The organism is Streptomyces sp. NPDC005820, assembly GCF_040630255.1.
Classification (GTDB): domain Bacteria; phylum Actinomycetota; class Actinomycetes; order Streptomycetales; family Streptomycetaceae; genus Streptomyces.
In genome coordinates this window covers 90,436-110,881 of record NZ_JBEXXE010000005.1, presented here as the reverse complement: position 1 = coordinate 110,881, position 20,446 = coordinate 90,436, and the positions used below count along the sequence as shown (strand labels likewise).

24 protein-coding genes and 1 tRNA gene are annotated in these 20,446 nt (G+C 66.6%); 20 read left to right on the top strand and 5 right to left on the bottom strand.

The window, feature by feature from the left end; genetic code table 11:
* Positions 1-744: 744 nt before the first annotated feature.
* The 3 genes from ABZ464_RS07965 (at position 745) to ABZ464_RS07955 (ending at position 4,271) form a co-directional block, all read left to right on the top strand.
* A complete protein-coding gene (locus tag ABZ464_RS07965; RefSeq protein WP_359272533.1) occupies positions 745-1,041 on the top strand; it encodes a hypothetical protein in 297 nt (98 codons plus the stop codon).
* A 649-nt stretch (positions 1,042-1,690) separates the two neighbouring features.
* Entirely contained in the window at positions 1,691-2,929 is a 1,239-nt protein-coding gene (locus ABZ464_RS07960; protein ID WP_359272530.1) for a hypothetical protein, read from the top strand.
* 181 nt (positions 2,930-3,110) lie between these two features.
* Positions 3,111-4,271 carry a reverse transcriptase family protein gene (locus tag ABZ464_RS07955; RefSeq protein WP_359272527.1) on the top strand — a complete coding sequence of 387 codons (1,161 nt, stop codon included), beginning with the start codon at positions 3,111-3,113 and terminating at the stop codon, positions 4,269-4,271.
* 122 nt (positions 4,272-4,393) lie between these two features.
* On the opposite strand, the gene ABZ464_RS07950 is transcribed toward ABZ464_RS07955, so the two are convergent.
* Both ABZ464_RS07950 and ABZ464_RS07945 read right to left on the bottom strand, forming a co-directional pair.
* Entirely contained in the window at positions 4,394-4,651 is a 258-nt protein-coding gene (locus ABZ464_RS07950; RefSeq protein ID WP_359272524.1) for a hypothetical protein, read from the bottom strand.
* On the bottom strand, positions 4,648-5,760 hold the full coding sequence (locus tag ABZ464_RS07945) for a DUF1152 domain-containing protein (RefSeq protein ID WP_359272521.1): 1,113 nt from the start codon (positions 5,758-5,760) through the stop codon (positions 4,648-4,650). Before ABZ464_RS07945 ends, ABZ464_RS07950 begins: the two co-directional genes overlap by 4 nt.
* Before the next feature lie 81 nt (positions 5,761-5,841).
* On the opposite strand from ABZ464_RS07945, the gene ABZ464_RS07940 reads away from it, so the two are divergent.
* From ABZ464_RS07940 to ABZ464_RS07930, 3 genes are all read left to right on the top strand, one after another.
* Complete coding sequence (locus ABZ464_RS07940; protein WP_189919728.1) at positions 5,842-6,582, top strand: GntR family transcriptional regulator; 741 nt, start codon at positions 5,842-5,844, stop codon at positions 6,580-6,582.
* Positions 6,583-6,866: 284 nt separating this feature from the next.
* On the top strand, positions 6,867-7,304 hold the full coding sequence (locus ABZ464_RS07935) for an ATP-binding protein (RefSeq protein ID WP_359272517.1): 438 nt from the start codon (positions 6,867-6,869) through the stop codon (positions 7,302-7,304).
* An 83-nt stretch (positions 7,305-7,387) separates the two neighbouring features.
* Positions 7,388-8,116 (top strand): GntR family transcriptional regulator, encoded by a 729-nt coding sequence (locus ABZ464_RS07930; RefSeq protein ID WP_359272514.1) that lies wholly within the window; start codon positions 7,388-7,390, stop codon positions 8,114-8,116.
* Positions 8,117-8,165: 49 nt separating this feature from the next.
* Here the strand turns inward: ABZ464_RS07930 and ABZ464_RS07925 are convergent, their stop codons facing one another.
* The gene (locus ABZ464_RS07925) at positions 8,166-8,381 is read right to left on the bottom strand and encodes a hypothetical protein (RefSeq protein ID WP_359272511.1); all 216 of its coding nucleotides are present in this window, start codon (positions 8,379-8,381) and stop codon (positions 8,166-8,168) included.
* Between the two features lie 364 nt (positions 8,382-8,745).
* On the opposite strand from ABZ464_RS07925, the gene ABZ464_RS07920 reads away from it, so the two are divergent.
* From ABZ464_RS07920 to ABZ464_RS07870, 11 genes are all read left to right on the top strand, one after another.
* A complete protein-coding gene (locus tag ABZ464_RS07920; RefSeq protein WP_319595780.1) occupies positions 8,746-9,102 on the top strand; it encodes a hypothetical protein in 357 nt (118 codons plus the stop codon).
* A 5-nt stretch (positions 9,103-9,107) separates the two neighbouring features.
* A complete protein-coding gene (locus ABZ464_RS07915; protein ID WP_359272507.1) occupies positions 9,108-10,493 on the top strand; it encodes an FtsK/SpoIIIE domain-containing protein in 1,386 nt (461 codons plus the stop codon).
* Between the two features lie 3 nt (positions 10,494-10,496).
* A complete protein-coding gene (locus ABZ464_RS07910; protein WP_359272504.1) occupies positions 10,497-11,126 on the top strand; it encodes a DUF2637 domain-containing protein in 630 nt (209 codons plus the stop codon).
* A 19-nt stretch (positions 11,127-11,145) separates the two neighbouring features.
* Positions 11,146-11,346 carry a hypothetical protein gene (locus ABZ464_RS07905; protein WP_359272502.1) on the top strand — a complete coding sequence of 67 codons (201 nt, stop codon included), beginning with the start codon at positions 11,146-11,148 and terminating at the stop codon, positions 11,344-11,346.
* Positions 11,346-11,537, top strand: a complete 192-nt coding sequence (locus ABZ464_RS07900) for a mobile element transfer protein (RefSeq protein WP_079660807.1) — start codon at positions 11,346-11,348, stop codon at positions 11,535-11,537. Before ABZ464_RS07905 ends, ABZ464_RS07900 begins: the two co-directional genes overlap by 1 nt.
* Before the next feature lie 9 nt (positions 11,538-11,546).
* Complete coding sequence (locus ABZ464_RS07895; protein ID WP_266799517.1) at positions 11,547-11,741, top strand: hypothetical protein; 195 nt, start codon at positions 11,547-11,549, stop codon at positions 11,739-11,741.
* A 13-nt stretch (positions 11,742-11,754) separates the two neighbouring features.
* Positions 11,755-12,000: a SpdD protein gene (locus ABZ464_RS07890; RefSeq protein WP_359272498.1), complete on the top strand. Its 246-nt coding sequence runs from the start codon at positions 11,755-11,757 to the stop codon at positions 11,998-12,000.
* A gap of 130 nt (positions 12,001-12,130) precedes the next feature.
* The gene (locus ABZ464_RS07885; RefSeq protein ID WP_359272495.1) at positions 12,131-13,453 is read left to right on the top strand and encodes a replication initiator; all 1,323 of its coding nucleotides are present in this window, start codon (positions 12,131-12,133) and stop codon (positions 13,451-13,453) included.
* Entirely contained in the window at positions 13,429-13,623 is a 195-nt protein-coding gene (locus tag ABZ464_RS07880) for a helix-turn-helix domain-containing protein (protein WP_132888890.1), read from the top strand. Before ABZ464_RS07885 ends, ABZ464_RS07880 begins: the two co-directional genes overlap by 25 nt.
* Positions 13,620-14,993 carry a tyrosine-type recombinase/integrase gene (locus tag ABZ464_RS07875; RefSeq protein ID WP_359272492.1) on the top strand — a complete coding sequence of 458 codons (1,374 nt, stop codon included), beginning with the start codon at positions 13,620-13,622 and terminating at the stop codon, positions 14,991-14,993. Before ABZ464_RS07880 ends, ABZ464_RS07875 begins: the two co-directional genes overlap by 4 nt.
* 73 nt (positions 14,994-15,066) lie before the next feature.
* Entirely contained in the window at positions 15,067-15,954 is an 888-nt protein-coding gene (locus ABZ464_RS07870; protein ID WP_359272489.1) for a nuclease-related domain-containing protein, read from the top strand.
* Between the two features lie 46 nt (positions 15,955-16,000).
* Here the strand turns inward: ABZ464_RS07870 and ABZ464_RS07865 are convergent, their stop codons facing one another.
* A complete protein-coding gene (locus tag ABZ464_RS07865) occupies positions 16,001-16,750 on the bottom strand; it encodes a hypothetical protein (protein WP_359272487.1) in 750 nt (249 codons plus the stop codon).
* Between the two features lie 231 nt (positions 16,751-16,981).
* Positions 16,982-17,053: transfer RNA gene (locus ABZ464_RS07860), tRNA-Arg, on the bottom strand.
* A gap of 65 nt (positions 17,054-17,118) precedes the next feature.
* Here ABZ464_RS07860 and ABZ464_RS07855 point away from each other — a divergent pair.
* From ABZ464_RS07855 to lysA, 3 genes are all read left to right on the top strand, one after another.
* The gene (locus ABZ464_RS07855) at positions 17,119-17,694 is read left to right on the top strand and encodes a response regulator (protein ID WP_359272991.1); all 576 of its coding nucleotides are present in this window, start codon (positions 17,119-17,121) and stop codon (positions 17,692-17,694) included.
* Between the two features lie 126 nt (positions 17,695-17,820).
* Positions 17,821-18,894 (top strand): ArgS-related anticodon-binding protein NrtL, encoded by a 1,074-nt coding sequence (gene nrtL / locus ABZ464_RS07850; protein ID WP_359272484.1) that lies wholly within the window; start codon positions 17,821-17,823, stop codon positions 18,892-18,894.
* Between the two features lie 15 nt (positions 18,895-18,909).
* On the top strand, positions 18,910-20,301 hold the full coding sequence (gene lysA / locus ABZ464_RS07845; RefSeq protein WP_359272481.1) for a diaminopimelate decarboxylase: 1,392 nt from the start codon (positions 18,910-18,912) through the stop codon (positions 20,299-20,301).
* The last annotated feature ends 145 nt before the right edge of the window (positions 20,302-20,446 follow it).

The window sequence follows — 20,446 nt, the reverse complement described above, 5'->3', positions numbered from 1 at the left end:
GGCGGGTCCGCGATAACGGCTCCGGGGCCTGAGCTTGGGAAGCATGGGCTTCTTGAGGGTGGTTGCTGCGCCGACCTGCGGCGGAGTGGCGTCGGCGTCCTGGTGACTTGCGGCATGTTCCTGCTGTTCCCCGTGATTCCCTGGAGGACCTGGCACGCGAATGGCACGGTCCCTTCGCCTCGTACGCCCCTTGGCAGAGATGGGCCTCGTGAGTACCTGAGTCTCAGCCGGCGATAGTCAGCCGCGACAGCGGGTGCGCCGACCGATCACGCACGCGTGTGCCTCGCCAACCTCCACCGGCCTCAGCCACGCTGCCATGTCGTCGACCAGAGCAAGTTGCGCCGGTGGAAGCGCGGCGGTGAGACCTTGGACGATGACCTCTTCGTCCCGAAGCAACTTGGGCGGGTGCTCAGACTCGGAGCTGTGTGCTTCTGGACTGCTGCGATGGTCCGCAGCCGTTCGTGCTCGTCCGCCGTTGTTCGCTGGCGTTGTCACGCAGTTAGACACTCACCCCGTATCACTGACCCATCTTCTTGCGGCGCTTGGGCGCCCTCTTGTGCGGCTCGGCTCGGCCACGTATCCCCCTCGCTTTGACGGAGGTAACAGCGCGCTGTGCCCTTTATCGTCTTGTCCCGCAGCGACGTCCGGTGGTTGGCGGAGGAGCTAGATCGCCATTTTCCGCTGAATCGCCCGTGATGAGGGCACAGACCTGGCAGCCTATGAACGGCAACGAAAGGACCTGAGATGCCTATCCTCTTCTTCGCCGCTGCTGGTGCCCTCGTGGCAGGTGGAACCGGCGGAGGTTGGTACTTGTGGAAGCGCGGTCAGCAGGAAGCGGCCAAGCGGTTGCAGCATGAGGACGCCGAGGCCGCCAAGCAGGCGCTTAGGGATGCCATCGACCTTGCTGACCTGCGTAGCGAGGCGAAAGCGGCAGGCTTGGACGCAGATGAGGTCGTTGCCGGATACGAGAAGTTGCGAGACTCACAGCTGTCGACTGAGGACGTACTCGATAAGCTCGGTCGCGCTGTCATCACCGGCTGAACAACTCGTGTCGCAGTCCAAGCGCGAGTCGACTACATCCTTTCCGTGTTGGACTAGAGCTGCACGTCGGTCGCTGTAAAAGCCTTGAGCCCGCCGCCGCGTCCGGCGGAGTCCCGATGAGCCTGCTGCCGCACACGGCCTAGAGGGACTCCTCGTGACGCAAGTCCCTGCGGGTTCAATCTCGCACCTTCCGGCAGGCAGAGCGGCCCAGACCAGTACGTCTGGTGGGGCCGCTCTGCCTGGGCTCCTCCCGCGCCTCGCTCTGATGCGGCGGTGCACTGATGCCGGACACCTTCACGAGCCAGCTGCATGAGCCTCAGCCGAAGACAATCAGCCACAACGGCGGGCATGTCGGCCTACGAGGCGCGCGTGTGCCCGCTGCACCCCCACCGGCCTTAGCCACGCTGCCCGCTTGTTTATCACCGAAGCCGCGCTGACCGGTCTGTGAACGTGACTGCTGAACTATCGAACCATCAACTTGAGTGGCTGCGGAGCCTTAGCTGGTGCTGGCCTGTGCGAAACGATGACGCGAGGCACAGCCGGGCGGGGCAGTATCGAGCCCAAGCCGCGGTCACTCCGCTAGCCACTCTCGCGCGAAGTTGTTAGAACTGTGCGTCGAACGCTGTCTCAAGTCCCTAAAATACACCCTATGGACCGCCCAAGTAATACGCGGCAGGGAGCCGCCTGGCTTGATAATTTCCTGCCCGAAGAAAAGCCTCTTGCCGAACTCATGCTCAATAGTCTGCAAGTCTGCTTCGACAGCACATTGCGGGCGGGACTCGCTCGCTTGTTGCGCGATGTTGCAGGAAATCTGCCGAATCCGATTGCTGCTGTTCCAGTGCGGGAGCTGCGCGAATCGGATAGTAGTGGCCAAGCTGGGGAAGTAGACGCTCCGGATGGAGGTGTGTTCCCCCCGCTGGATCAACCGTTCCTACCGCTTGCGGGCAGCGAAGGAATGGTAGGAAATGTGATTCGTGAATCTCTAGGTCTTCGTCCGGACGAAGGGCGTCTCAACTATCCCGAATCAATTAACCACATGAAACAAGTCCGCACGCGCAGTGTCCTGCTTGTTGAGGACTATTGCGGTACGGGAAGCCGGGTCCAAGGGTACGTTGCCCACTGGATGAAAAACAAGACAATCCGTAGCTGGCACTCTTATGGGTTCATTCGCTTTCATGTCGTAGCTTACGCCGTATCACCGCGAGCTTTGGTTGCCTTGAATTCGAACCCCAAGATTGCATCCGTTCAATATTCCGTCAAGGCGGCGGATTTCGCGTCGGCCAGGTGGGCGTCTGGAGAGGCAGGCGAGATACGCAGTCTTTGCCGGAAGTACGCCAAGATTAACAGTATGGCGCTCGGGTACGGAAATTCTGAATCTCTCTTCGTTATGCAGCATACCGTCCCGAACAATACGCCTGTCATTCTCTGGCAGAACGCGGCGAAGGGCGGGAGGCTGTGGACTCCCCTGTTTGCAGATCGACGGATGAGTCCGGAAATTCAGGAGGAATGGAGTGACTATGTTCTTGAAGAGAGGGTGGCTCAGGCGTCATTGGCTTTGCGTCATCGGGAAACGCCTGGGGACTTGATGCATGGGTCAAGTGGCGCTTCCAGACTTGTGGTCGAAATCTTGCAGGCAGCCGAAGAAGGAATTCGCGATGCGGAACGGCTAGCTCATCGGCTTGGTGTAGCTATAGCTCAGGCATCACACTTGAGAGCAATGTGTGTTCAAACGGGCCTCCTTGACATGATGGGGCGCCTCACTGATGTTGGTCGGCGCGAGCTGAAGAACGCACGACCGGAACCCGAGGAGCCGAAGAAGGCAAGTAGGTTGATTGGAAGTGACCTTCCCTACTATCCTCGCTCTTTGAGGGGGGTTGGTGACATCTAGCATCGGTCGATGCCGTCGGCGTCGACACCACCGGGCTAGACCCCGGGGCTTGTGCAGGCAGCGGGCTATCCGCGTGCCTGGACCAAACCTGCGCTTCGCATCCTGTCGTGGGTCGCGCTGCTCCAGCGGAGTCTCGGGCGCGACCCACGACACGACTCGCGTCGCGGAGGATCAAAGGTAGATGATCACTAACTCCCCTCACCTCTACAAGGCTGAGGGAATTAAGCTTGGTGTGGCGTCTGGTATTCTCGATGCTGCTATTTCAGGCGCAGGGAAAGTGGAGCGGAGGGGCCTTGCTTCCGTCCTCACTCTGAATCACTTGTCGTACTGCACCGGAGCGAGCTACCCGTATCTGCGGGGGATTATCACTCGCCAAAGAGATCCGTATTCGGATATTTCCATTGCCCGTCGTAATGGCCGGAAAATGCGTTCGGTTTCATCCCCCGAACCTACTTTGCTTCAAGTGCAACAGTGGATTTTGAAGCGTATCGTAGAAAAAGATCCCACGCATCCATCCAGCTATGCGTACTCGCCGGGAAAGTCGGTTAAACAGTGCGCAAGTCGCCACGTTGGCGCCAAATGGCTAGTCAAAATGGACATTCGGGACTTCTTTGAGTCAATCAATGAAGTGTCCGTATACAAGGTTTTTCGAGGTTTCGGCTACGCTCCATTGCCAGCCTTGGAGCTCGCGAGAGTATGTACTAGATATGCAGGGCATGCGCCGAGACCCGGAAGATTTTACGTAAAGGCAAAGAGGTATGCGCCAATTAGGGCGTACTCTAAGTCGCTTCTGGGCTTCCTTCCGCAAGGCGCACCTACCAGTGGGGCCCTCGCTAATCATGTGGCAATGCACCTGGACAGGGATCTGAGTGCGCTAGCGGAAGCGAACAACCTTATTTATACGCGCTATGCCGATGATGTGACATTCTCCTCTGGTGAAGCCTTCAAAAGGAGCGTCGCTGTCTCCATTTTGAATCAGGCGTCGGCAGTTGTTGAGCGGCGCGGGTTTGTTGTTCATCGTCAGAAAACGAGCATAGTCACCCCTGGGGCGCGCAAGGTTGTTCTCGGGCTTCTAGTTGATGGTGACAGGGTTCGGCTGACAAAAAAGATGCGGCAGAGAATCTCGCTGCATGTTCGAGGTGTGGAGGAATTTGGGTTTGTTGATCATGCAAGGCACATGAGATTTAGTTCCGTTGATGGCCTAGTCCTCCATGTATCGGGACTCATTGCGTACGCTGTAGATATTGAGCCCGGTTGGGCTGACAATTTTGCGGGCCGATGGAGAGCCGTGTTGGCGCGCAAGCTAGGTATCGATCCGCCCTCGTTTGGTCGGCGTGAGTGATCGCGGCACGGGCGCCGGCCGGGCTGGAGCGGGACGGAGGCAGGAGCGCAGGCCCGGCCGGGGGCCGGGCCGCGAGCGGGGAGCGGAGCGAGCCGCCTTGAACCCGTGAAGAAGGTTGTAACTCAGGCTCCTGGTGGGCCTGACGGGTCCTCGGTGGCTTGAGCTTCCTTGGTCATCGCGAGGCTTCGGGATTCCGCTGCTGCTCGCTGGAGGGCCTCGGCTACCTGTTCGGCATCGTCGGCGGAGAGCTCGATTTCTTGCGTCCAGAGGATCGACAACCTGATGTTGCCGGTCGCCAGATTCAGGGCCACGTCGGTTTCCGCCCCGGTGCCGGTGACGTCCCGTGCATCCAAGCTGAGATCGCTCCTGAAGACGCTCATCGTGGTTGCGTCTCGTCCTCGACGGCTGACAGCTCCCAGAGGGGCGCTGCGTATCGCTCCGGTCGGCTATGGATGAGCAGTGCCCTGAGGTCTTCGCGCTGGCTGCCGGGCATGCCCAAAGCCTCGGTGAGCCGGCGGAACGTCGTGTGGGTGACTCCGCGGCTTCGAGCCTCGTTCTCGAACTCGTCGAGCTGCGGCAGCACGGTCCCAGGATCGAGCTTCACCGTCGGCTGGTCCTTGAGCCAGGTGGCCTTGTTGCGCTCGTAGTCGATTTCCGAGTAGCCGCAGACCTCGCGGCTGTGGGCCTCGACCTCGTCCAGAGTGGTGGTCGAGAGGACGACGCGGGCCAGCTCGTTGCGGTTCAGCGCGTCGTCCAGGTCGACTTCGTGGACCGTTGGGCCCGCGTCCGTGAGTGGGATGGGGAGTCCTGTATCCCGGACTTCACAGATGCCGCGTACCCCTCGTGCTGCTGCGGCGAGCATCCCGGTTGCCTCGGACGGGTGCCACTCCAGGACTGCGCTGACCGGCTCAGTGTCCTCCGCGGTGAAGGTGTGGACGAGGGGACCAAACAGGCTGCGTACCTCGGCGGGCGGAAGTTCACCGTCCAGGCCGGGGCCTGCGACGAGGAGCCGCACGGGAGCGCTCACCTGGCAGCACGCGGCCAGAGTCAGAGCGTCGGCAAGCGGGCTCTTGAGCGTGGGCTCATCGCCTCGCGCGAGGATGTCACCCCCCACGTCCAGGAGGTCGATTGAGTCCGGCCTCAAGTGGCTTATCAGCTCTTCGAGTTGGCGCGTGACGCCTTCGACGCCGTGATGCGGATCGATCAGGGCGAAGGTGTGCGGGAGCTTTGCCGCAAGCCGGGGGAGTGTGGAGCCTGCTGGAGCGATCGGGCGGGCTTCGGCCGGCACCGACCAGACAGACGGGGTGAGTGGTTCGAGTCCCGTGAAGTCGGCGGGGCTGCGGGGGCCTGGGATCGGGTCGACCAACAGGCGGTCCCACGCGTAGGTGAGGATCACCGCCTGGTCGTCGGGGCCGTACAAGGCGGCGTCAAGCATTGCGGCGGCGACTGCGTCGCCCCCTCCTCCTGCTGCGACGATCAACCGCGTCATGTGCCCAACATTAAGGGTTCGGGGTCTGGCCACTCACCCTATAGTGGCTAGAGGCCATAGCCACTTGGACGAGGAGGGGACATGCCTCAGATCGAAGAGGCGCAACCGAAGTATCTCCAGATCGCGCACTACATCCGCGATCAGATCCTTCGGGGCGACCTCAGGCCGGGCGACGAGGTGCCCTCGGAGAGGCAGCTTGCGACGAACTGGAAGGTGTCTAGGCCTACGGCCGCGCGGTCGTTGGAGGCGCTGAGCAATCAGGGGCTCGTCGAGAAGAGGCAGGGCTCTGGCACGTATGTGCGCAGCCTCGAAGTGAACCGCCGGGCGCGAGAGTTGTACGGGCGAGCGCGGCAGACGGGGAAGATCTACACCCCTGGCGAGTACGCGGTCATCACCTCGGCCGGCTGGTTGGATGCTCCGGATCACGTCGCTGAGGCGCTGGGCCTGGTGAAGGATCGGCGGGCCGTGCACCGTCGGCGCGTGACGAACAACCAGGACGGGCCCATCACCCTGTCCACTTCGTGGTTCGCGCCGGATGTCGGGCAGCGGGCGCCCAAGCTCCTGGAACCGGAGCGGATCCAAGAGGGCACCCTGATGTACGTCGAGAACATGACGGGGCGGCAGGGGAGTTACGCCGAGGACCGGATGTGCGCCCGGCAGGCGACCGATGAGGAGTCGGCAGACCTGCAACTGGATTCCGGCTCAGCGGTCTTGATCGTGCACCACGTCGTCTTTGACCTCCAGGACCGGCCGTTGGAGTTCGCCGAAGCCACGTACCCGCCGCAGCGCTGGGCGTTCGAGCAGGGCTACCCCCTTACCTGAGCGCACCTGATGGAGCATCAGTTGGAAGATTCGCTTGCGCGGCGTGAGTGGCTAATGCCACTATCCATTAAGTGGCTAAGGCCACTTCCTGAAGGGGGCACGTTGTGACGGGTCAGCGGCCGGAGCAAGGCGCGCACTTAGCTTGCCGGGGATGCCGTGGGCGGGGCTGGAAACGGGTCAGCTCGCGCACGGCCCTGGTGCTGTCCACCGTCGACGACCGTGCCCGTGCCGCATCGAAACGGCGCTGCCTCGACTGTGACGGCAGCGGCAAGGAGTGAGCACGGATGGCCTTTACGATCGATCGCTATCCCTCTGAGGACTCGCCGCGACTCGGGGCGATGACTCTGTATCCCGTCGCCGAGTCCGTGCACCTGGCCAGGCGTTGGTTCCGGAAGTTCATCGCCCCGTACAACCCGGCCTGTTCGGTCGATGACTGCGTACTGATGATCTCGGAACTCGTGACCAATGCCATCGTCTACGGTCGGTCCGACGAGGTGTGGCGTGTCCGGGTGGAGTGGTTCCGGGATGGGGCCTCGCTCAAGGTCGAGGTGCACAACGCCGGCTTCCCGGCCAGGGTGAGGTTGCGGCAGCCTGACGCTGTCGACGCGCACGGGCGCGGACTGCTCCTCGTCGACTCCATTGCCGAGTCCTGGCACTCGGGGCCCAGTCGCTTCGGCGGGACGGTCGTCTCCTTCGTGATGGCCGATGCCTGGCCGATCTGAAGGGGGAGCCGGGTTCTTTTCTATATGCACTGTCGCTAGTCTGGTTGACCAGTTGACTTGGCCAATCCTGACGGGCGGCGTGCATGGCGTATGAAGTAGAGGCGCCGAAGTACGTACGCCTCGCGCAGACGATCCAGCAGCGCATCGAGGACGGCACGTACCCGCCGGGCACGAAGGTCCCCAGTGAAAATCAGCTGGTCCAGGCGTTCGGAATGTCCCGCCCTACCGTCGTGCGCGCCCTTGAGCTGCTGAAACGAGACGGTTGGATCGAGTCCCGGCAGGGCTACGGCACCATCGTGCGCGGACGGCCGGCCGGCGTCGAGCACCAGGAACGCCGCGGGCGCGAAGTGCTGGAGCGGGATGAGTCGCGGACTCCTGGACGCCTGCTTGTGGTGGACCAGGTGCCGGTTCCGGCGCGTGTGGCCTCCGTGCTCGGGTTGCCCAAGCGGGCCAAGGTCCTGATGCGCCGATTCCTGGTCGAGGTGGATGGCGAGGCCGTTGAACTCGCGTCCTCGTACTTCCCGGCCGGCCTCGTCGAAGGCACTGAGCTCGGGAGCTCCGAACCGCTGGGCGTCGGCGTCCGAGAACACTTGGAGGGCCGGAAGAAGGTCCGATTCGACCATGTGACGGAGCGCGTCTCGGCCCGGATGCCAGATGCCGGTGAGTCTGAGCTCCTCGGCCTTCCTGATGGCGTGCCCGTCCTCAGCGTCCTGGTCGTCGCCCGAGATGCGTCCGGCCAGGCTTTGCAGGTTTCTGACGTGGTGCTTCCTGCTGATGGGCAGGAACTGGAAGATACCTACCGACTCGGCTGAGCTGTCAGGATGTGCGGGTCACGCGCGCTGCGTAGTGCGGCTGCTTGTCTCAGGCGCGTCGACTGGCGAGCCGGTAGACCACGTATGTGAAGCCGAGGATGACGTCCACGGCCGCCCATAGGCCGATGATGAGCCCTACGCCGATTGTCGTTCCGACTTCGCTCGCGTCTTCGCACAGCTTGAGGTCGTCACCTGTCAGGCTTCGGCAGTGTTCGGGCGTGCCGCTGGCGGTCGAAGCACCCGTGATCACCCAGATCAGGAACAAGAGCTGGACGGCAAGGAAGAGCCACAGGAAGACGCGTCGTCGCTTCTTCGGTTGAGGCGGCGGCCCGCCCTGGTATGGGCTGCTTGGCGGGGGCCGCTGTGGCGGTGTCGGCCAGCCGTCCGGTGGTGGCGTGGACCCCTGCGAGTCACGTGGATCCCATGGCTGTGGACCCTGAGCGCGGTCTCTTCGGCCCATGCTCCGCCCTCCTCTGTGCCGGCTGGCTTCATGGTGCGCTCGCGGTACCGGCGCCGCTCGTTGACAGCCACCGGAATCACTTGACAAGTCAACCTGGCATCTCTAACTTCGAACTTGCTAAGTCAACTTGTCAGGTGGCGAGTTGGTCGACTCCAAAGGAGAAATCTCTGTGCGTGTGATCCGCGTTGACGCCTCGACCGCGACGATCCTGCTCACCGAAGCGCCGGCGCCGAAGGTGCGTGACCGGCAGACCGGTGAGATCGCCAAGGACGCCGTGAGCGGTGAGGCGCTGATGACCGTCGGCGTCGTCTTCATCGACGAGGGGGACTCGTCGCTCATCCAGGTCACGGTTCCCGAAAGCGGTGTGACGGAGGGCCTGACCGTCGGTGCTCCGGTGTCCCTGCCGGGGCTCATCGCCCGGCCGTGGGAGAGCGTGTTCAACGGCCAGCAGCGGCACGGCATCGCCTACCGCGCCACCGCCATCGCGCCGGGTGTCTTCCCGGTCTCGGTCGCTCAGGCGGGCTGATCGTCGTGACGGACCTGATCACGTTGGCCGAGTTGGGCGCGCCGCTCGCTGCGATAGGTGGAGCGACCTACGTCCGGCACGCCAACCCGGCCGCGTACTGGTCCACGGTCGGGCTGCCGGTCTCGGTGGCCCGGCTGCTGGCCTCGTACTCCTCGACCATGGACGCATGCGGCCTGACCGTCGCGCCGTCCCGGCTGCGGGTGCTGGCCATCAGGGCGACCAGCCGTCGGGAGATCCGTCCCGTCCCGCCCCGTCGAGGCATCATCCGGCCCACGACGACCGGCCTGCGCGTTCGGCTCCGTCTGGCACCCGGCCAGGAACCCGCGGACGTCGCCGCTTCGGCGGAACGGCTCCGTCACGCCTGGGGCGTGCACGCCGTGTACGTGAAGGACGTCAAGCCCGGTGTCGTCGAACTGCGGCTCATCGGTTTTGACGTCCTGCGCAAGGTCCGGATGCCTCGGCGGATTGAGGGCGGGTTGCTCAAGGTGCCGGTGGCGCTGCGGGAGGACGCCACGGCGTGCTTACGGGACTACCGCGCCGTGCCGCATGAACTCGTCCTGGGCGCAACGCTGTCGGGCAAGTCCATGTACCTCCGGAACCTGATCACCGGGCTCGCCCGGCAGCCCGTCGCCCTGGTCGGCATCGACTGCAAGCGGGGTGTCGAGCTGGCCCCGTTCGCCTCCCGGTTCGCAGCGCTGGCGACCGATCCGCATGAGGCGGCCGAGCTGCTGCCCGTCCTGGTCAAGGAAATGGAGGACCGATACGACCTGATCAAGGCCCGACAGGGCATCGCCCCCGGCACGCCCGACGAGGAGATCACCTCTGACATCTGGGGCCTGCCTGAGAGCGAACGTCCCGTTCCCGTCGTGCTGTTCGTCGACGAGGTGGCCGAACTCTTTCTCGTCGCCACGCGCAAGGACGAGGAACGCCGCGACGAGATGGTCACGCACCTCATCCGCCTCGCCCAGCTCGGCCGCGCGGCCGGCATCTACCTGGAGGTCTGCGGGCAGCGCTTCGGCGCGGAACTCGGCAAGGGCGCCACCATGCTGCGGGCCCAGCTCACCGGCCGCGTCTGCCACCGCGTCAACGACGAAGCCTCGGCCAAGATGGCACTCGGCGACATCGCCCCGGAAGCGGTCTACGCCTCCTGCGCCATCGCCGCCGAGCTGCCCGGCTTAGCCGTGGCCGGTGACACCTCCGGCGGCTGGTCCCGAATCCGCACCCCGTACCTGTCCCTCGCCGCCGCTGCGGCCACCTGCCGCGACACGGCCCACCTCGCCCCGGACGTTCCGGCGCTCACGCCCTTCCGGCCGTACGTCCCGCCCGTCGCCCTCAACACTCCCAATCCGATACCCACCGCGGGCCTGGCCTCCGAAACAGCGGGGGAGTGAGCGATGCGCACCCACCGGATCCGAGTCGACCCGGTCCTGGTCCAAGCGGCCATCGCCGCCGCGCTCTCCTTCGCCCACCTGCACGACCTCGCCGCGGCGGCCGGACAGGACGGCTGGAAGGCGTGGGCCTACCCGATCAGCGTTGACCTGCTCCTCGTCGCGGCCTGGCGACGGCTGCGCTCCGGGACGGCGAAAGCCTCGGGCTGGTGCTGGTTCACCGTCGCCCTGGCCGCGTCACTCGGGGCCAACATCGCCACCGCCGGGCTCCTCGGCCTCGGCGACGTCCCCGCCTGGCTGCGCATCCTCGTCGCCGGATGGCCCGCCGTCGCCTTCCTCGGCGGAACCCTCCTCGCCCACGACACCCCGGACCGCGACCAGGTGCCGGTACCCGACCAGGACGAGGCACCCGCGCCGCCGGTCATGTACACCGCACCTGAGCTGCCCACCGCCAACCCGCAGCCGTCCGCACCGCCGGCCGCCGCCCCGGTCCCGCCCGCGCTTATCGCCCTCGCCCGCAAGGTCGCCGACGACCACCGGACCCGGACCGGGACGCACATCGACACCCCAACCCTTCGCACCCGTCTCGGCGTCCCGCTACCGCTCGCCGAAGCCATCGCCACCCAACTCACCTGACTCCGGAGGACTTTCCGCCTTGCGTCCGTCCACGCTCCGCGCGCTCAAGCGTGCTGCCGAGCTGACACGTCAGAACCGCCTCACCGAAGCCGTGCTCATCGCAGAGCCCGTGATCCTCACCGCCGACACCTACGAGGGCGACGAGATCTTGCGCTGGCTCGCCGACCACGCCGCCGACTTCACCGGCGAGAACCACAACGACCCGAAGGAGCTGCCCTGATGCCCGCCAACCGCCGCTTCCGCAACGTCGTCCGCATCGGACCCGTCCAGGTCGGCACCGCCTACGACGGCCGCGGCCGCGAGAAACACACCGCCGTGTGCACCGCCCCGCGCTGCGACTTCTCCAACGACTACGACACCCGCGCCGCCGCCGAACTCGCCGCCCGCACCCACCGCTGCCGCGTCCGCTGAGGAGAACCGGTGACCGTCTCCCTCCCGCTCGTCTTCGTCCTGGGCGTCGTTGCCTGGGCCGCGATCAAGTTCCTGGGCGTCCGCATGTGGGTCGCCGTCGTGATCGCCCTGTTCGGCTTCTGGCTCTCCCACACCTTCCTCGCCCCCGCCATCGAGTCCGGCACCCGCTCAGGGGTCGGCGTCGTCAACGGCGACAACCGCTGAAAGGAGCTACGCCATGTTCCGCCCCAAGCTGCCCGACGTTCCTGTTCCGCCGTCGGCCCTGACCCACCAGCCGCAGCACCACTACCCGGCGCCCACGGCCGGCCGCTCGCTCAGCCCCTACGCGGGCCCGGTCGCCGCCGTCCTGGTCGGCGGAGTCGTCCTCACCGCACTCCTGGCGGCCGTCGCCCTCACGGCCATCTCCGTGGCCATCGCCGCCGTGGTCCTGCGCTCCCTGCTCAACAACGCCAACAGGCGCTGACCGGCCGCCGGGGCGGCAAACGCCGCCAAGCATCCCGCCGCCCCGGGGCCGTCCCTCCCAACCGCAGAAACAGCCGAAAGGAACCCCCATCATCACCCGGCAGACTCCGCCCCCGCTGGCGGAACTCTCCATGCTGGCCTCTCTCGGCACCATGCCTGAGCTGGCCCGCCAACTCTCCGGCCTGGGCGGCTGCACCCACCCTGTCCGCCTCGACGGCCACCGCACCGAATACGCCGTCGACACGACAACCGGCGAGATCGGCCGCACCCTGCACCACCTCGACTCGACCGCCCTCCCGGCCGGCCAACTCCTCGTCCGCTGCAACAACCGCCGCGCGACCCGCTGCCCTGCCTGTGCCGAGACCTACCGCCGCGACACCTACCACCTGATCACCGCCGGACTGCGCGGCGGCAAAGGCACCTCGGACCAGGTCGCCACACACCCGCGCGTCTTCGCCACCTTTACCGCCCCTGGCTTCGGCCCGGTCCACAACCGCCGCACCGACGGACGCCCCTGCCGTTGCGGTACCCGGCACGCCGAGAATGACAGCAGGTTAGGCACGCCCCTCGACCCGGACCGGTACGACTACGAAGCGGCCGTCCTCTGGAACGCCCACGCCGGGCACCTCTGGCGGCGCTTCTCGATCTACCTCCGCCGGGAGGTCGCCAAGCGCGCCGGTCTCACCCAACGCTCCTTCCGCCACCACGCCCGGATCTCCTTCGCCAAGGTCGCCGAATACCAGAAGCGCGGAGCCGTCCACTTCCACGCCGTCATCCGCCTCGACGGCCCGGAAGGCGGCGACATGGCACCGCCCACCTGGGCGACGGCAGAGCTCCTGACGGACGCCATCCAGGCCGCAGCCACCGCCGCCCGCGTCGACGGCCCGACCATCAACGGCCGCGCACACACCTTCGCCTTCGGCCGCCAACTCGACGTCCGCACCATCCGATCCGCCGACTTCGACGACGGCCAGGAGCTGACTGAACGAGCCGTCGCCTCGTACATCGCGAAGTACGCAACCAAAGGTGCCGAGACAGCGACCGGCACCCTCGACCGCCCCCTCAAGTTCCTAGCCGAGCTCGCCCAAGCACGCATCTCCGACCACGCCCGACGCATGATCCGCGTCGCCTGGACCCTCGGCGCACGCCCCGCGCTCGCCGAGCTCCGTCTTCGGGCCTGGGCGCACATGCTCGGCTTCCGCGGCCACTTCTCCACCAAGTCCCGGCGCTACTCCACCACCCTCGGCGCGCTCCGCACCGCCCGCGCCGACTGGCGACGCGCACAGGTCGCCCCGGTGGGAGAGCCAGAGCCGACGGAAACGACCCTCGTCCTCTCGCACTGGGTCTTCGCCGGAACCGGCCTCTCCCGCGCCGAAGCCTGGCTGTCCGCATCCCTCGAACCCGCCCCCGGAACGGAAGGAGAACCGACATGGACGCCCGTCGCGACGAGCTGATGACCGTTCGCCAGGTCTTGGACGAGCTGGGCGGCGTCTCTCGCCGCACCTTCTACCGCTGGCGGGAGCTGGGGTACGGGCCGGCCGCGTTCAAGCTGCCCAACGGAGAGCTCCGGGTATGGCGTAGCGACTTCACCACATGGCTTCGACAGCTGGAGGCAGCGGCGTGAAGTCCCTTGACGTGAAGGTCTGGGCGGTTCGCAAGCGGGACACCAAAACGCCCTCATACGGTGTCCGCTGGTCCGTTGCCGGCAACGTGCGCTCGGAGTCATTCCGGACCAAGGCGCTCGCCGACCACTACCGCACGAAGCTCATGCGAGCCATGCGCGACGGTGAAGAGTTCGACACCGAGTCGGGCCTTCCGGCCTCGATGGAAGAGAAGAAGTCGGCCGTGTCCTGGTACGCCTTCGCCCTCAGGTACCTGGCCATGAAGTGGCCCCATGCCGCCCCCAATACGAGGGACGGCATCAATGAATCCCTTACCAGCGTGACGCTGGAGCTCCTCGACGAGCGTGCCGGACGGCCGTCCGATGAGGTGATCCGCAGAGCGCTGCGCAACTGGGCCTTCGTCTTGCCGGGGCCCGACGATCGGGAAGTGCCGGACGACGTACAGAACGTTCTCCACTGGGTGTCCAAGGCCTCTCGGCCGCTCGCCGATCTTGCTGAGCCCGCCACGGCCCGCGCGGTTCTCGATTCGCTGAAGCTCAAGCTCGACGGCACAGCGGCGGCGGCAGAGACCGTGCGGCGCAAGCGTCGGACGCTGGTCAACGCCGCTAACTATGCGGTTGACCTGGGGGAGCTGCGCGAGAACCCCATCACAGCGGTTCGCTGGCAGAAACCGAAGGTGTCCAATCAGGTGGACCCGCGCGTCGTTGCCAACCCGGAGCAGGCTCGCAGCCTCCTGGCAGCCGTCTCCTATGTGGGCGGGTATCGGCGTGCCCGCGGCCGTCGTCTCGTGGGTCTGTTCGCCGCGATGTATTTTGGTGGCCTTCGGCCGGCTGAAGCCGTCGGCCTCGCGGAGACGGACCTGAACCTCCCCGAACAGGGCTGGGGCTCGGCGGTGCTTCACCGAACGCGCCCGTCGGTCGGCAAGCAGTGGACCGATTCTGGGGAGACCCACGACGACCGCGGGCTGAAGAACCGACCGACCGAGGACGTCCGGCGGGTACCTATTCCGCCTCACCTCGTCGCCATGTTGCGTGAGCACCTGGCCACCTTCGGTACAGCGGACGACGGGCGGCTCTTCTTCAGCGAGAAGGGCTCGGTCGTTCCGTCCTCGACGTACTACCGCGTGTGGCAGGAGGCCCGGCTCCTCGCGCTCCCGCCGGCCGCCGCCTCCTCGCCGCTCGCGAGTCGGCCGTACGACCTCCGTCACTCCGCACTGTCCACGTGGCTCAACGCCGGCGTCGACCCGACTGAGGTCGCCGAGCGCGCCGGCAACAGCGTCGAGGTGCTGCTGACCCGCTACGCGAAGTGCCTCGACGGACGGCAGGACGTCGCCAACCGGCGTATCGAGGACCTTCTGCGCGAGTACGAGTGAGACACCCTGCACCCCACCGAGGCCCCGGGCATCTTGTCCGGGGCCTCTCTCGTTTTGAGCGCTACCTGCTGCGATGCTTCGAGCCGAGAGCGGACGAGGGGGGCCCGTGGAGCTGAGGGTGACGCGCTGGAAGCGGTACGGACAGGATCGTCTGTACGCGAACCTACCGGATGGCACCGCGGTCGGCTGGGCGGACGTCAGGACAGGGCACATTACGGTCCTGTTCGCCGAGTATCGCGACGACGTGATTGCCGTGCTGACACGCCACTTATGGAACGACTCCGAGTCGGTTATGCCGCAGGGGGCACCTGAGGCTGAAACGCGCCCCATGCTGCCGCCTTTGACGTCGGCCGACGACCTGTCCACCAACCGCCCTGGTGAGTCCCTCCGGGACCTGCTCGACAAATCCGGGGTGGGTCTGATTGAGCGGCTCGTCTCACAGCTCTTGCGTCGTCGCACAGAGTGGGACTCCTGGCGCAAGGGACTAGCGGGGGAGAAGAGGGTGGGCGCCGAGCTGGCCCGTCTGGCACGCCATGGCTGGCAGGTCCTGCATTCCCTTCCCCTGGCTGACAAGGTGGATGTCGATCACTTGCTGATTGGGCCGGGCGGGGTGTTCAGCATCAACACAAAGCACCACCACAGAAGGGCCGTATGGGTCGGCGACGATTCCGTGAGGGTCGACCACGGAAAGCCGGCGCCCTACGCACGCAAGAGCCGGGCAGAGGCCAAGCGAGTGGCCCGAGTGCTTGAGCACTACTGCGGCTTCCCCGTACCGGTGGAGCCCGTGCTCGTCTTCGTCGGCGTGACCGATCTGAAGGTGGTTGCCACACAGCTCAGCGTGCGCGTGTACCAGGAGCGTCAGGTGGCGGCGCTGGCGCCGCTCTCCGGGGTGCTGACGGCCGAGCAGGTCGAGCAGGTGTACAGCGTCGCCCGCCATCGACAGGCCTGGAGCCAGGCCTGAGGCAGTCCGTCTCAGCGGGGGGTCAGTCATCCCTGCCGGAAGCGGTTCACCCGTCCCAGCGGGTTGCAACGGCATCCGCGACGCTGAAGACAGCGTCGCACTCGGCGCATTGCGCCTTGCCGAAAAGATAAGTCAACTTGCCCGCGACATCGGCCTGGTTGTCGGCGAGCGCGCGACTGTGCAGTCTTTGGGCAAGCCCCTCCAGCGCTGAGGAGTCTGCGGGCTGAAGAGGGATCTTCTTTGCCGCGGTCTCCTTCATGTACATGCTGTCCGTAGTCGAGAAGAAGCCGTACTCACCGAAGGCTATGAAGTTCTCGGCGCTACACGCGGGGCAGGGCACTTCGTACTCGTCGTCGTTCAGGCCGTCGAGTTGTTCGCCCCAGACCGGGACATCTTCGAATCCGAGGAGTGCGGCGAGCAAGTAGACGTAAGTTCCGGGGTCATCGCTGAGGCTCGGATCCCGAAGAGCTTCCTCAGTCAGTTGCAGCAGGTCGGACATCTCCGCGGCGTAGGCCACGTGAGGATCTTGCTCGCCGTATGGCTGGTCGGTGCTGGCCGCGATGGCGCCGGCCAGCAAGAGTGGTTGCTGTCTGTCCGCAGGCCACCACTGGCGCGCCATGTCTCGTAGGGCCGGCAAGGCGGCATGGCTTGCCGAGTAGACGGTGCCCTGATGGCACAGGCGGGACCAGAGCTCGGTCCAGTCTGAGTCGTTCGGGGCTTGGCTCACCCTGTCGAGCAGACCGGGGACGTCTTCTGCCGTGCCGTAGGCGTGCTTGAGCTGCGACCAGTCCGTCATGTCGGCGATCTAAGCAGTCGGGTGCCGCAGACTTCACGACCGGGGGCGTGCCAGTCGAGCTGTCGTCGGAAAGCAGTCGGCGACCTGCGGCTATGCCCCAAGATCCCGTCCACGCCTCGTCCACAGACCCCGACATACGCCCGCTCCGGGCTGCATCTGCCTGCACATACGCGAAGACCCCGGCCTCAGCGTTTCCGCTGGTGACGGGGTCTTTGGGCACCGTATGAAGGGTGCCCCCGGCAGGATTCGAACCTGCGCACACGGCTCCGGAGGCCGTTGCTCTATCCCCTGAGCTACGGGGGCGTGTCGGGCGGGAGCTGTTTGCTCGCGGCGACGGGTAGAACACTACCAGCTTCGGTGGGGTGTTCATGAACGGGTTTAGGGGGGCGGGGAGGGGTGGGTGTCGCCCGCAGGGGGTGGAAGTGGGGAAAACCCGGACGCGGTGGCCGGTGTCGACCTACTCTCGAGGTGTGCCAGGCGCGTCGGGTCGGGTGCTTGTTGTGGACGACAACAAGGTCATCCGGCAGCTGATCAGGGTCAATCTCGAGCTTGAGGGTCTCGAGGTCGTGACCGCCTCCGATGGTGCCGAGTGTCTGGAAGTCGTTCATCAGGTGCGTCCCGACGTCGTCACGCTGGATGTCGTCATGCCCCGCCTGGACGGCCTTCGGACCGCCGCTCGGCTGCGTTCCGATTCGCGGACGCGTGATCTTCCCCTCGCGATCATCAGCGCGTGTACCCCGTACGAGGTCGAGGCCGGCCTCGAAGTCGGCGTCGACGCCTTCCTCGCCAAGCCCTTCGAACCCAATGAACTCGTCAGCGTCGTACGGCAGTTGCTGGAGGGGAAGCGGCGGGAGGACAGCCCTGGCGGTGGGGTGGGAATGGGGTTCGGGCTCGGGACCTCCCTCGGGGCCGGGCAGGGGAGTGGAGGGCCCGGCTCGGAGTAAGGGGAGTCAGGGGGAGTCAGCCGACCAGGTTCCTTTTGCCTCGCAGCGTCCTGCCCGCCGTCCACATCCCGGGACCTCCCCAAACCGGCTCGCCTACCCACCCCCCTCCTCCCATACGCTTGTCCCGTGACCCCCGTCGAGCTCTCCCGCACCGTGCTGCACGCGGTACGTCGTGCCGTCGACGCCGGAGAGCTGAGCGTGGCCGTTCCGGCGCGGGTCGTCGTCGCTCCGCCGGGGCCCGGAGGGGCCGGGGACTATGCCACGAACATCGCGCTGCAACTGGCCCGCCCCGCCGGGCAGCCCGCTCTGCGGGTCGCCGAGGTGCTGCGGACCCATCTGTCCGACGCCGACGGCATCACCCGCGTCGAGATCACCGGGCCCGGCTTCCTCAACATCAGCCTCGATCAGCAGGCCGCCGCCACCGCGCTCGTCCGGCGGATTCGCGCGGAGGGACTTCGGTACGGGCACGGCGACAGCCTCGCCGGGCAGGTGTACGAGCTGCGCGTGCCGTTCGAGGTCCGGGCCGAGGTTCTCGCCGACGCCCTGGCGCGGATCGTCGCCTCGCAGGGCGGGCGCGTCGCCACCCATCACCGTGCGCCCGGGGACGGCCATGACCACCCCAGGAGCGTCGGCAATCCCGGCGACACCCGCGGTCCCTCCTCCGGCCACGAGCTCCGCCCCCACCCCGCCCCCGAAGACCCCACCCCCCTCGGTCTCGACGCCGCGTGCTGGGCGCTGCTCCACCCCGCCCCCCACGACCGTCCGCGCATCACCGCCGATCATCTGGTCCAGCGCGAGAGCAACCCCCTCTTCCGGGTCCGTTACGCCCACGCCCGCACCCGGGCCCTCGGCCGTAACGCCGCCGACCTCGGATTCACCGCCGAGCCGGGCCCCGTGGACGTACCGGGGCACCTCCCGGCGCCGCTGCCTCTTCTTTCGCTCCTCGCCGACCATCCCCGTGTCCTCGCCACCGTCGCCGCGCTCCCCCGCGCGGAGGGCGTCGCCACTCCCTCCCGGCTGGCCCGGCATCTCGTCGCGCTCGCCGACGCCACGCTGCCTCTGCTGCCCGCCGTGCTGCCGCTCGGCGAGGAGAAACCCTCGGCCGCCCACCGTGCCCGGCTCGCGCTCGCCGAAGCCGCCGGGACGGTGCTGGCCGGCGGTCTGTCCCTGCTCGGCATCGACGCACCCGATCACCTCTAGAGAGCCAGTCAGAACATGAGCCGTTCCGCCCACCCCGCCGGGCCCCGTCACGCCGATGTCCTTCCCGAGGGGCACTACTCCGCGCCGCCCAGTGACCTCAACGCCCTCGACCCGAAGGTCTGGGCGCAGACCGTCGGGCGGGACGCGGACGGGGTCGTCACCGTCGGGGGCGTCGACGTCAAGCGTCTTGCCGAGGAGCACGGGACCCCCGCCTACATCCTCGACGAGACCGACTTCCGGGCGCGCGCCCGTGCGTGGCGCGCCGCGTTCGGCAGCGACGCCGACGTGTTCTACGCCGGCAAGGCCTTCCTGTCGCGGGCCGTCGTGCGGTGGCTGCACGAGGAGGGGCTCAACCTCGACGTCTGTTCGGGGGGTGAGCTGGCCACCGCGCTGTCCGCCGGGATGCCCGCCGATCGCATCGCCTTCCACGGCAACAACAAGTCGGCCGAGGAGATCGATCGGGCGGTGCGCGCCGGCGTCGGGCGGATCGTGCTCGACTCCTTCCAGGAGATCGTGCGGGTCGCCCACATCGCGCAGTCGCTCGGCAAGCGGCAGCGGGTGCAGATCCGTATCACCGTGGGGGTGGAGGCGCACACCCATGAGTTCATCGCCACCGCCCACGAGGACCAGAAGTTCGGGATTCCGCTGGCCGGGGGCCAGGCCGCCGAGGCCGTGCGGCGGGCGCTGAAGCTCGACGGGATCGAGCTCATCGGCATTCACAGCCACATCGGCTCGCAGATCTTCGACATGTCCGGGTTCGAGGTCGCCGCGCACCGGGTCGTCGGGCTGCTCAAGGACGTCCGGGACGAGCACGGCGTCGAGCTGCCCGAGATCGATCTGGGCGGTGGCCTCGGTATCGCCTACACCAGCGCCGACGACCCGCGCGAGCCGCACGAGATCGCCAAGGCGCTGACCGAGATCGTCACGCGGGAGTGCGAGGCCGCGCGGCTGCGGACGCCGCGTATCTCGGTGGAGCCCGGGCGGGCGATCGTCGGGCCCACCGCCTTCACGCTCTACGAGGTCGGCACCATCAAGCCGCTCGACGGGCTGCGGACGTACGTCTCCGTGGACGGCGGGATGTCGGACAACATCCGCACCGCGCTCTACGACGCCGAGTACAGCGTCGCTCTCGTGTCCCGGACCTCCGATGCCGCGCCGATGCTCGCGCGGGTCGTCGGCAAGCACTGCGAGAGCGGGGACATCGTGGTCAAGGACGCGTTCCTGCCGTCGGACCTGGCACCGGGTGACCTGATCGCCGTACCGGCGACGGGTGCTTACTGCCGGTCCATGGCGAGCAATTACAACCATGTGCCTCGGCCGCCGGTGGTCGCCGTGACCGACGGGGATTCGCGGGTCATCGTCCGGCGGGAGACGGAGGAGGACCTCCTGCGGCTCGATGTCGGGTGAGGGACAGGCCGAAGAGGAACGAAAAACAGACGGGCGGGAGAATCTTCTGTCTGCCGCCCCTGTGAAAATGAAATACATGTCTCACGATCCGGACCAGGGGCAGAAACGCCGGTCCGGTGAGTGAGACTGGTCCAACCGTAGACGG

Bases quoted from the DNA above. Each gene is read 5' to 3' on its own strand.
- ABZ464_RS07890 (WP_359272498.1), top strand. From the start codon at position 11,755: ATGTTCCGCCCCAAGCTGCCCGACGTTCCTGTTCCGCCGTCGGCCCTG.
- ABZ464_RS07855 (WP_359272991.1), top strand. From the start codon at position 17,119: ATGAACGGGTTTAGGGGGGCGGGGAGGGGTGGGTGTCGCCCGCAGGGG.
- ABZ464_RS07950 (WP_359272524.1), bottom strand. From the start codon at position 4,651: ATGAGCGTCTTCAGGAGCGATCTCAGCTTGGATGCACGGGACGTCACC.
- ABZ464_RS07930 (WP_359272514.1), top strand. From the start codon at position 7,388: ATGGCGTATGAAGTAGAGGCGCCGAAGTACGTACGCCTCGCGCAGACG.
- ABZ464_RS07940 (WP_189919728.1), top strand. From the start codon at position 5,842: ATGCCTCAGATCGAAGAGGCGCAACCGAAGTATCTCCAGATCGCGCAC.
- ABZ464_RS07935 (WP_359272517.1), top strand. From the start codon at position 6,867: ATGGCCTTTACGATCGATCGCTATCCCTCTGAGGACTCGCCGCGACTC.
- ABZ464_RS07880 (WP_132888890.1), top strand. From the start codon at position 13,429: ATGGACGCCCGTCGCGACGAGCTGATGACCGTTCGCCAGGTCTTGGAC.
- ABZ464_RS07900 (WP_079660807.1), top strand. From the start codon at position 11,346: ATGCCCGCCAACCGCCGCTTCCGCAACGTCGTCCGCATCGGACCCGTC.
- ABZ464_RS07945 (WP_359272521.1), bottom strand. From the start codon at position 5,760: ATGACGCGGTTGATCGTCGCAGCAGGAGGAGGGGGCGACGCAGTCGCC.
- ABZ464_RS07865 (WP_359272487.1), bottom strand. From the start codon at position 16,750: ATGACGGACTGGTCGCAGCTCAAGCACGCCTACGGCACGGCAGAAGAC.
- ABZ464_RS07910 (WP_359272504.1), top strand. From the start codon at position 10,497: ATGCGCACCCACCGGATCCGAGTCGACCCGGTCCTGGTCCAAGCGGCC.
- ABZ464_RS07965 (WP_359272533.1), top strand. From the start codon at position 745: ATGCCTATCCTCTTCTTCGCCGCTGCTGGTGCCCTCGTGGCAGGTGGA.
- ABZ464_RS07955 (WP_359272527.1), top strand. From the start codon at position 3,111: ATGATCACTAACTCCCCTCACCTCTACAAGGCTGAGGGAATTAAGCTT.
- lysA (WP_359272481.1), top strand. From the start codon at position 18,910: ATGAGCCGTTCCGCCCACCCCGCCGGGCCCCGTCACGCCGATGTCCTT.
- ABZ464_RS07870 (WP_359272489.1), top strand. From the start codon at position 15,067: ATGCTTCGAGCCGAGAGCGGACGAGGGGGGCCCGTGGAGCTGAGGGTG.
- ABZ464_RS07885 (WP_359272495.1), top strand. From the start codon at position 12,131: ATGCTGGCCTCTCTCGGCACCATGCCTGAGCTGGCCCGCCAACTCTCC.
- ABZ464_RS07960 (WP_359272530.1), top strand. From the start codon at position 1,691: ATGGACCGCCCAAGTAATACGCGGCAGGGAGCCGCCTGGCTTGATAAT.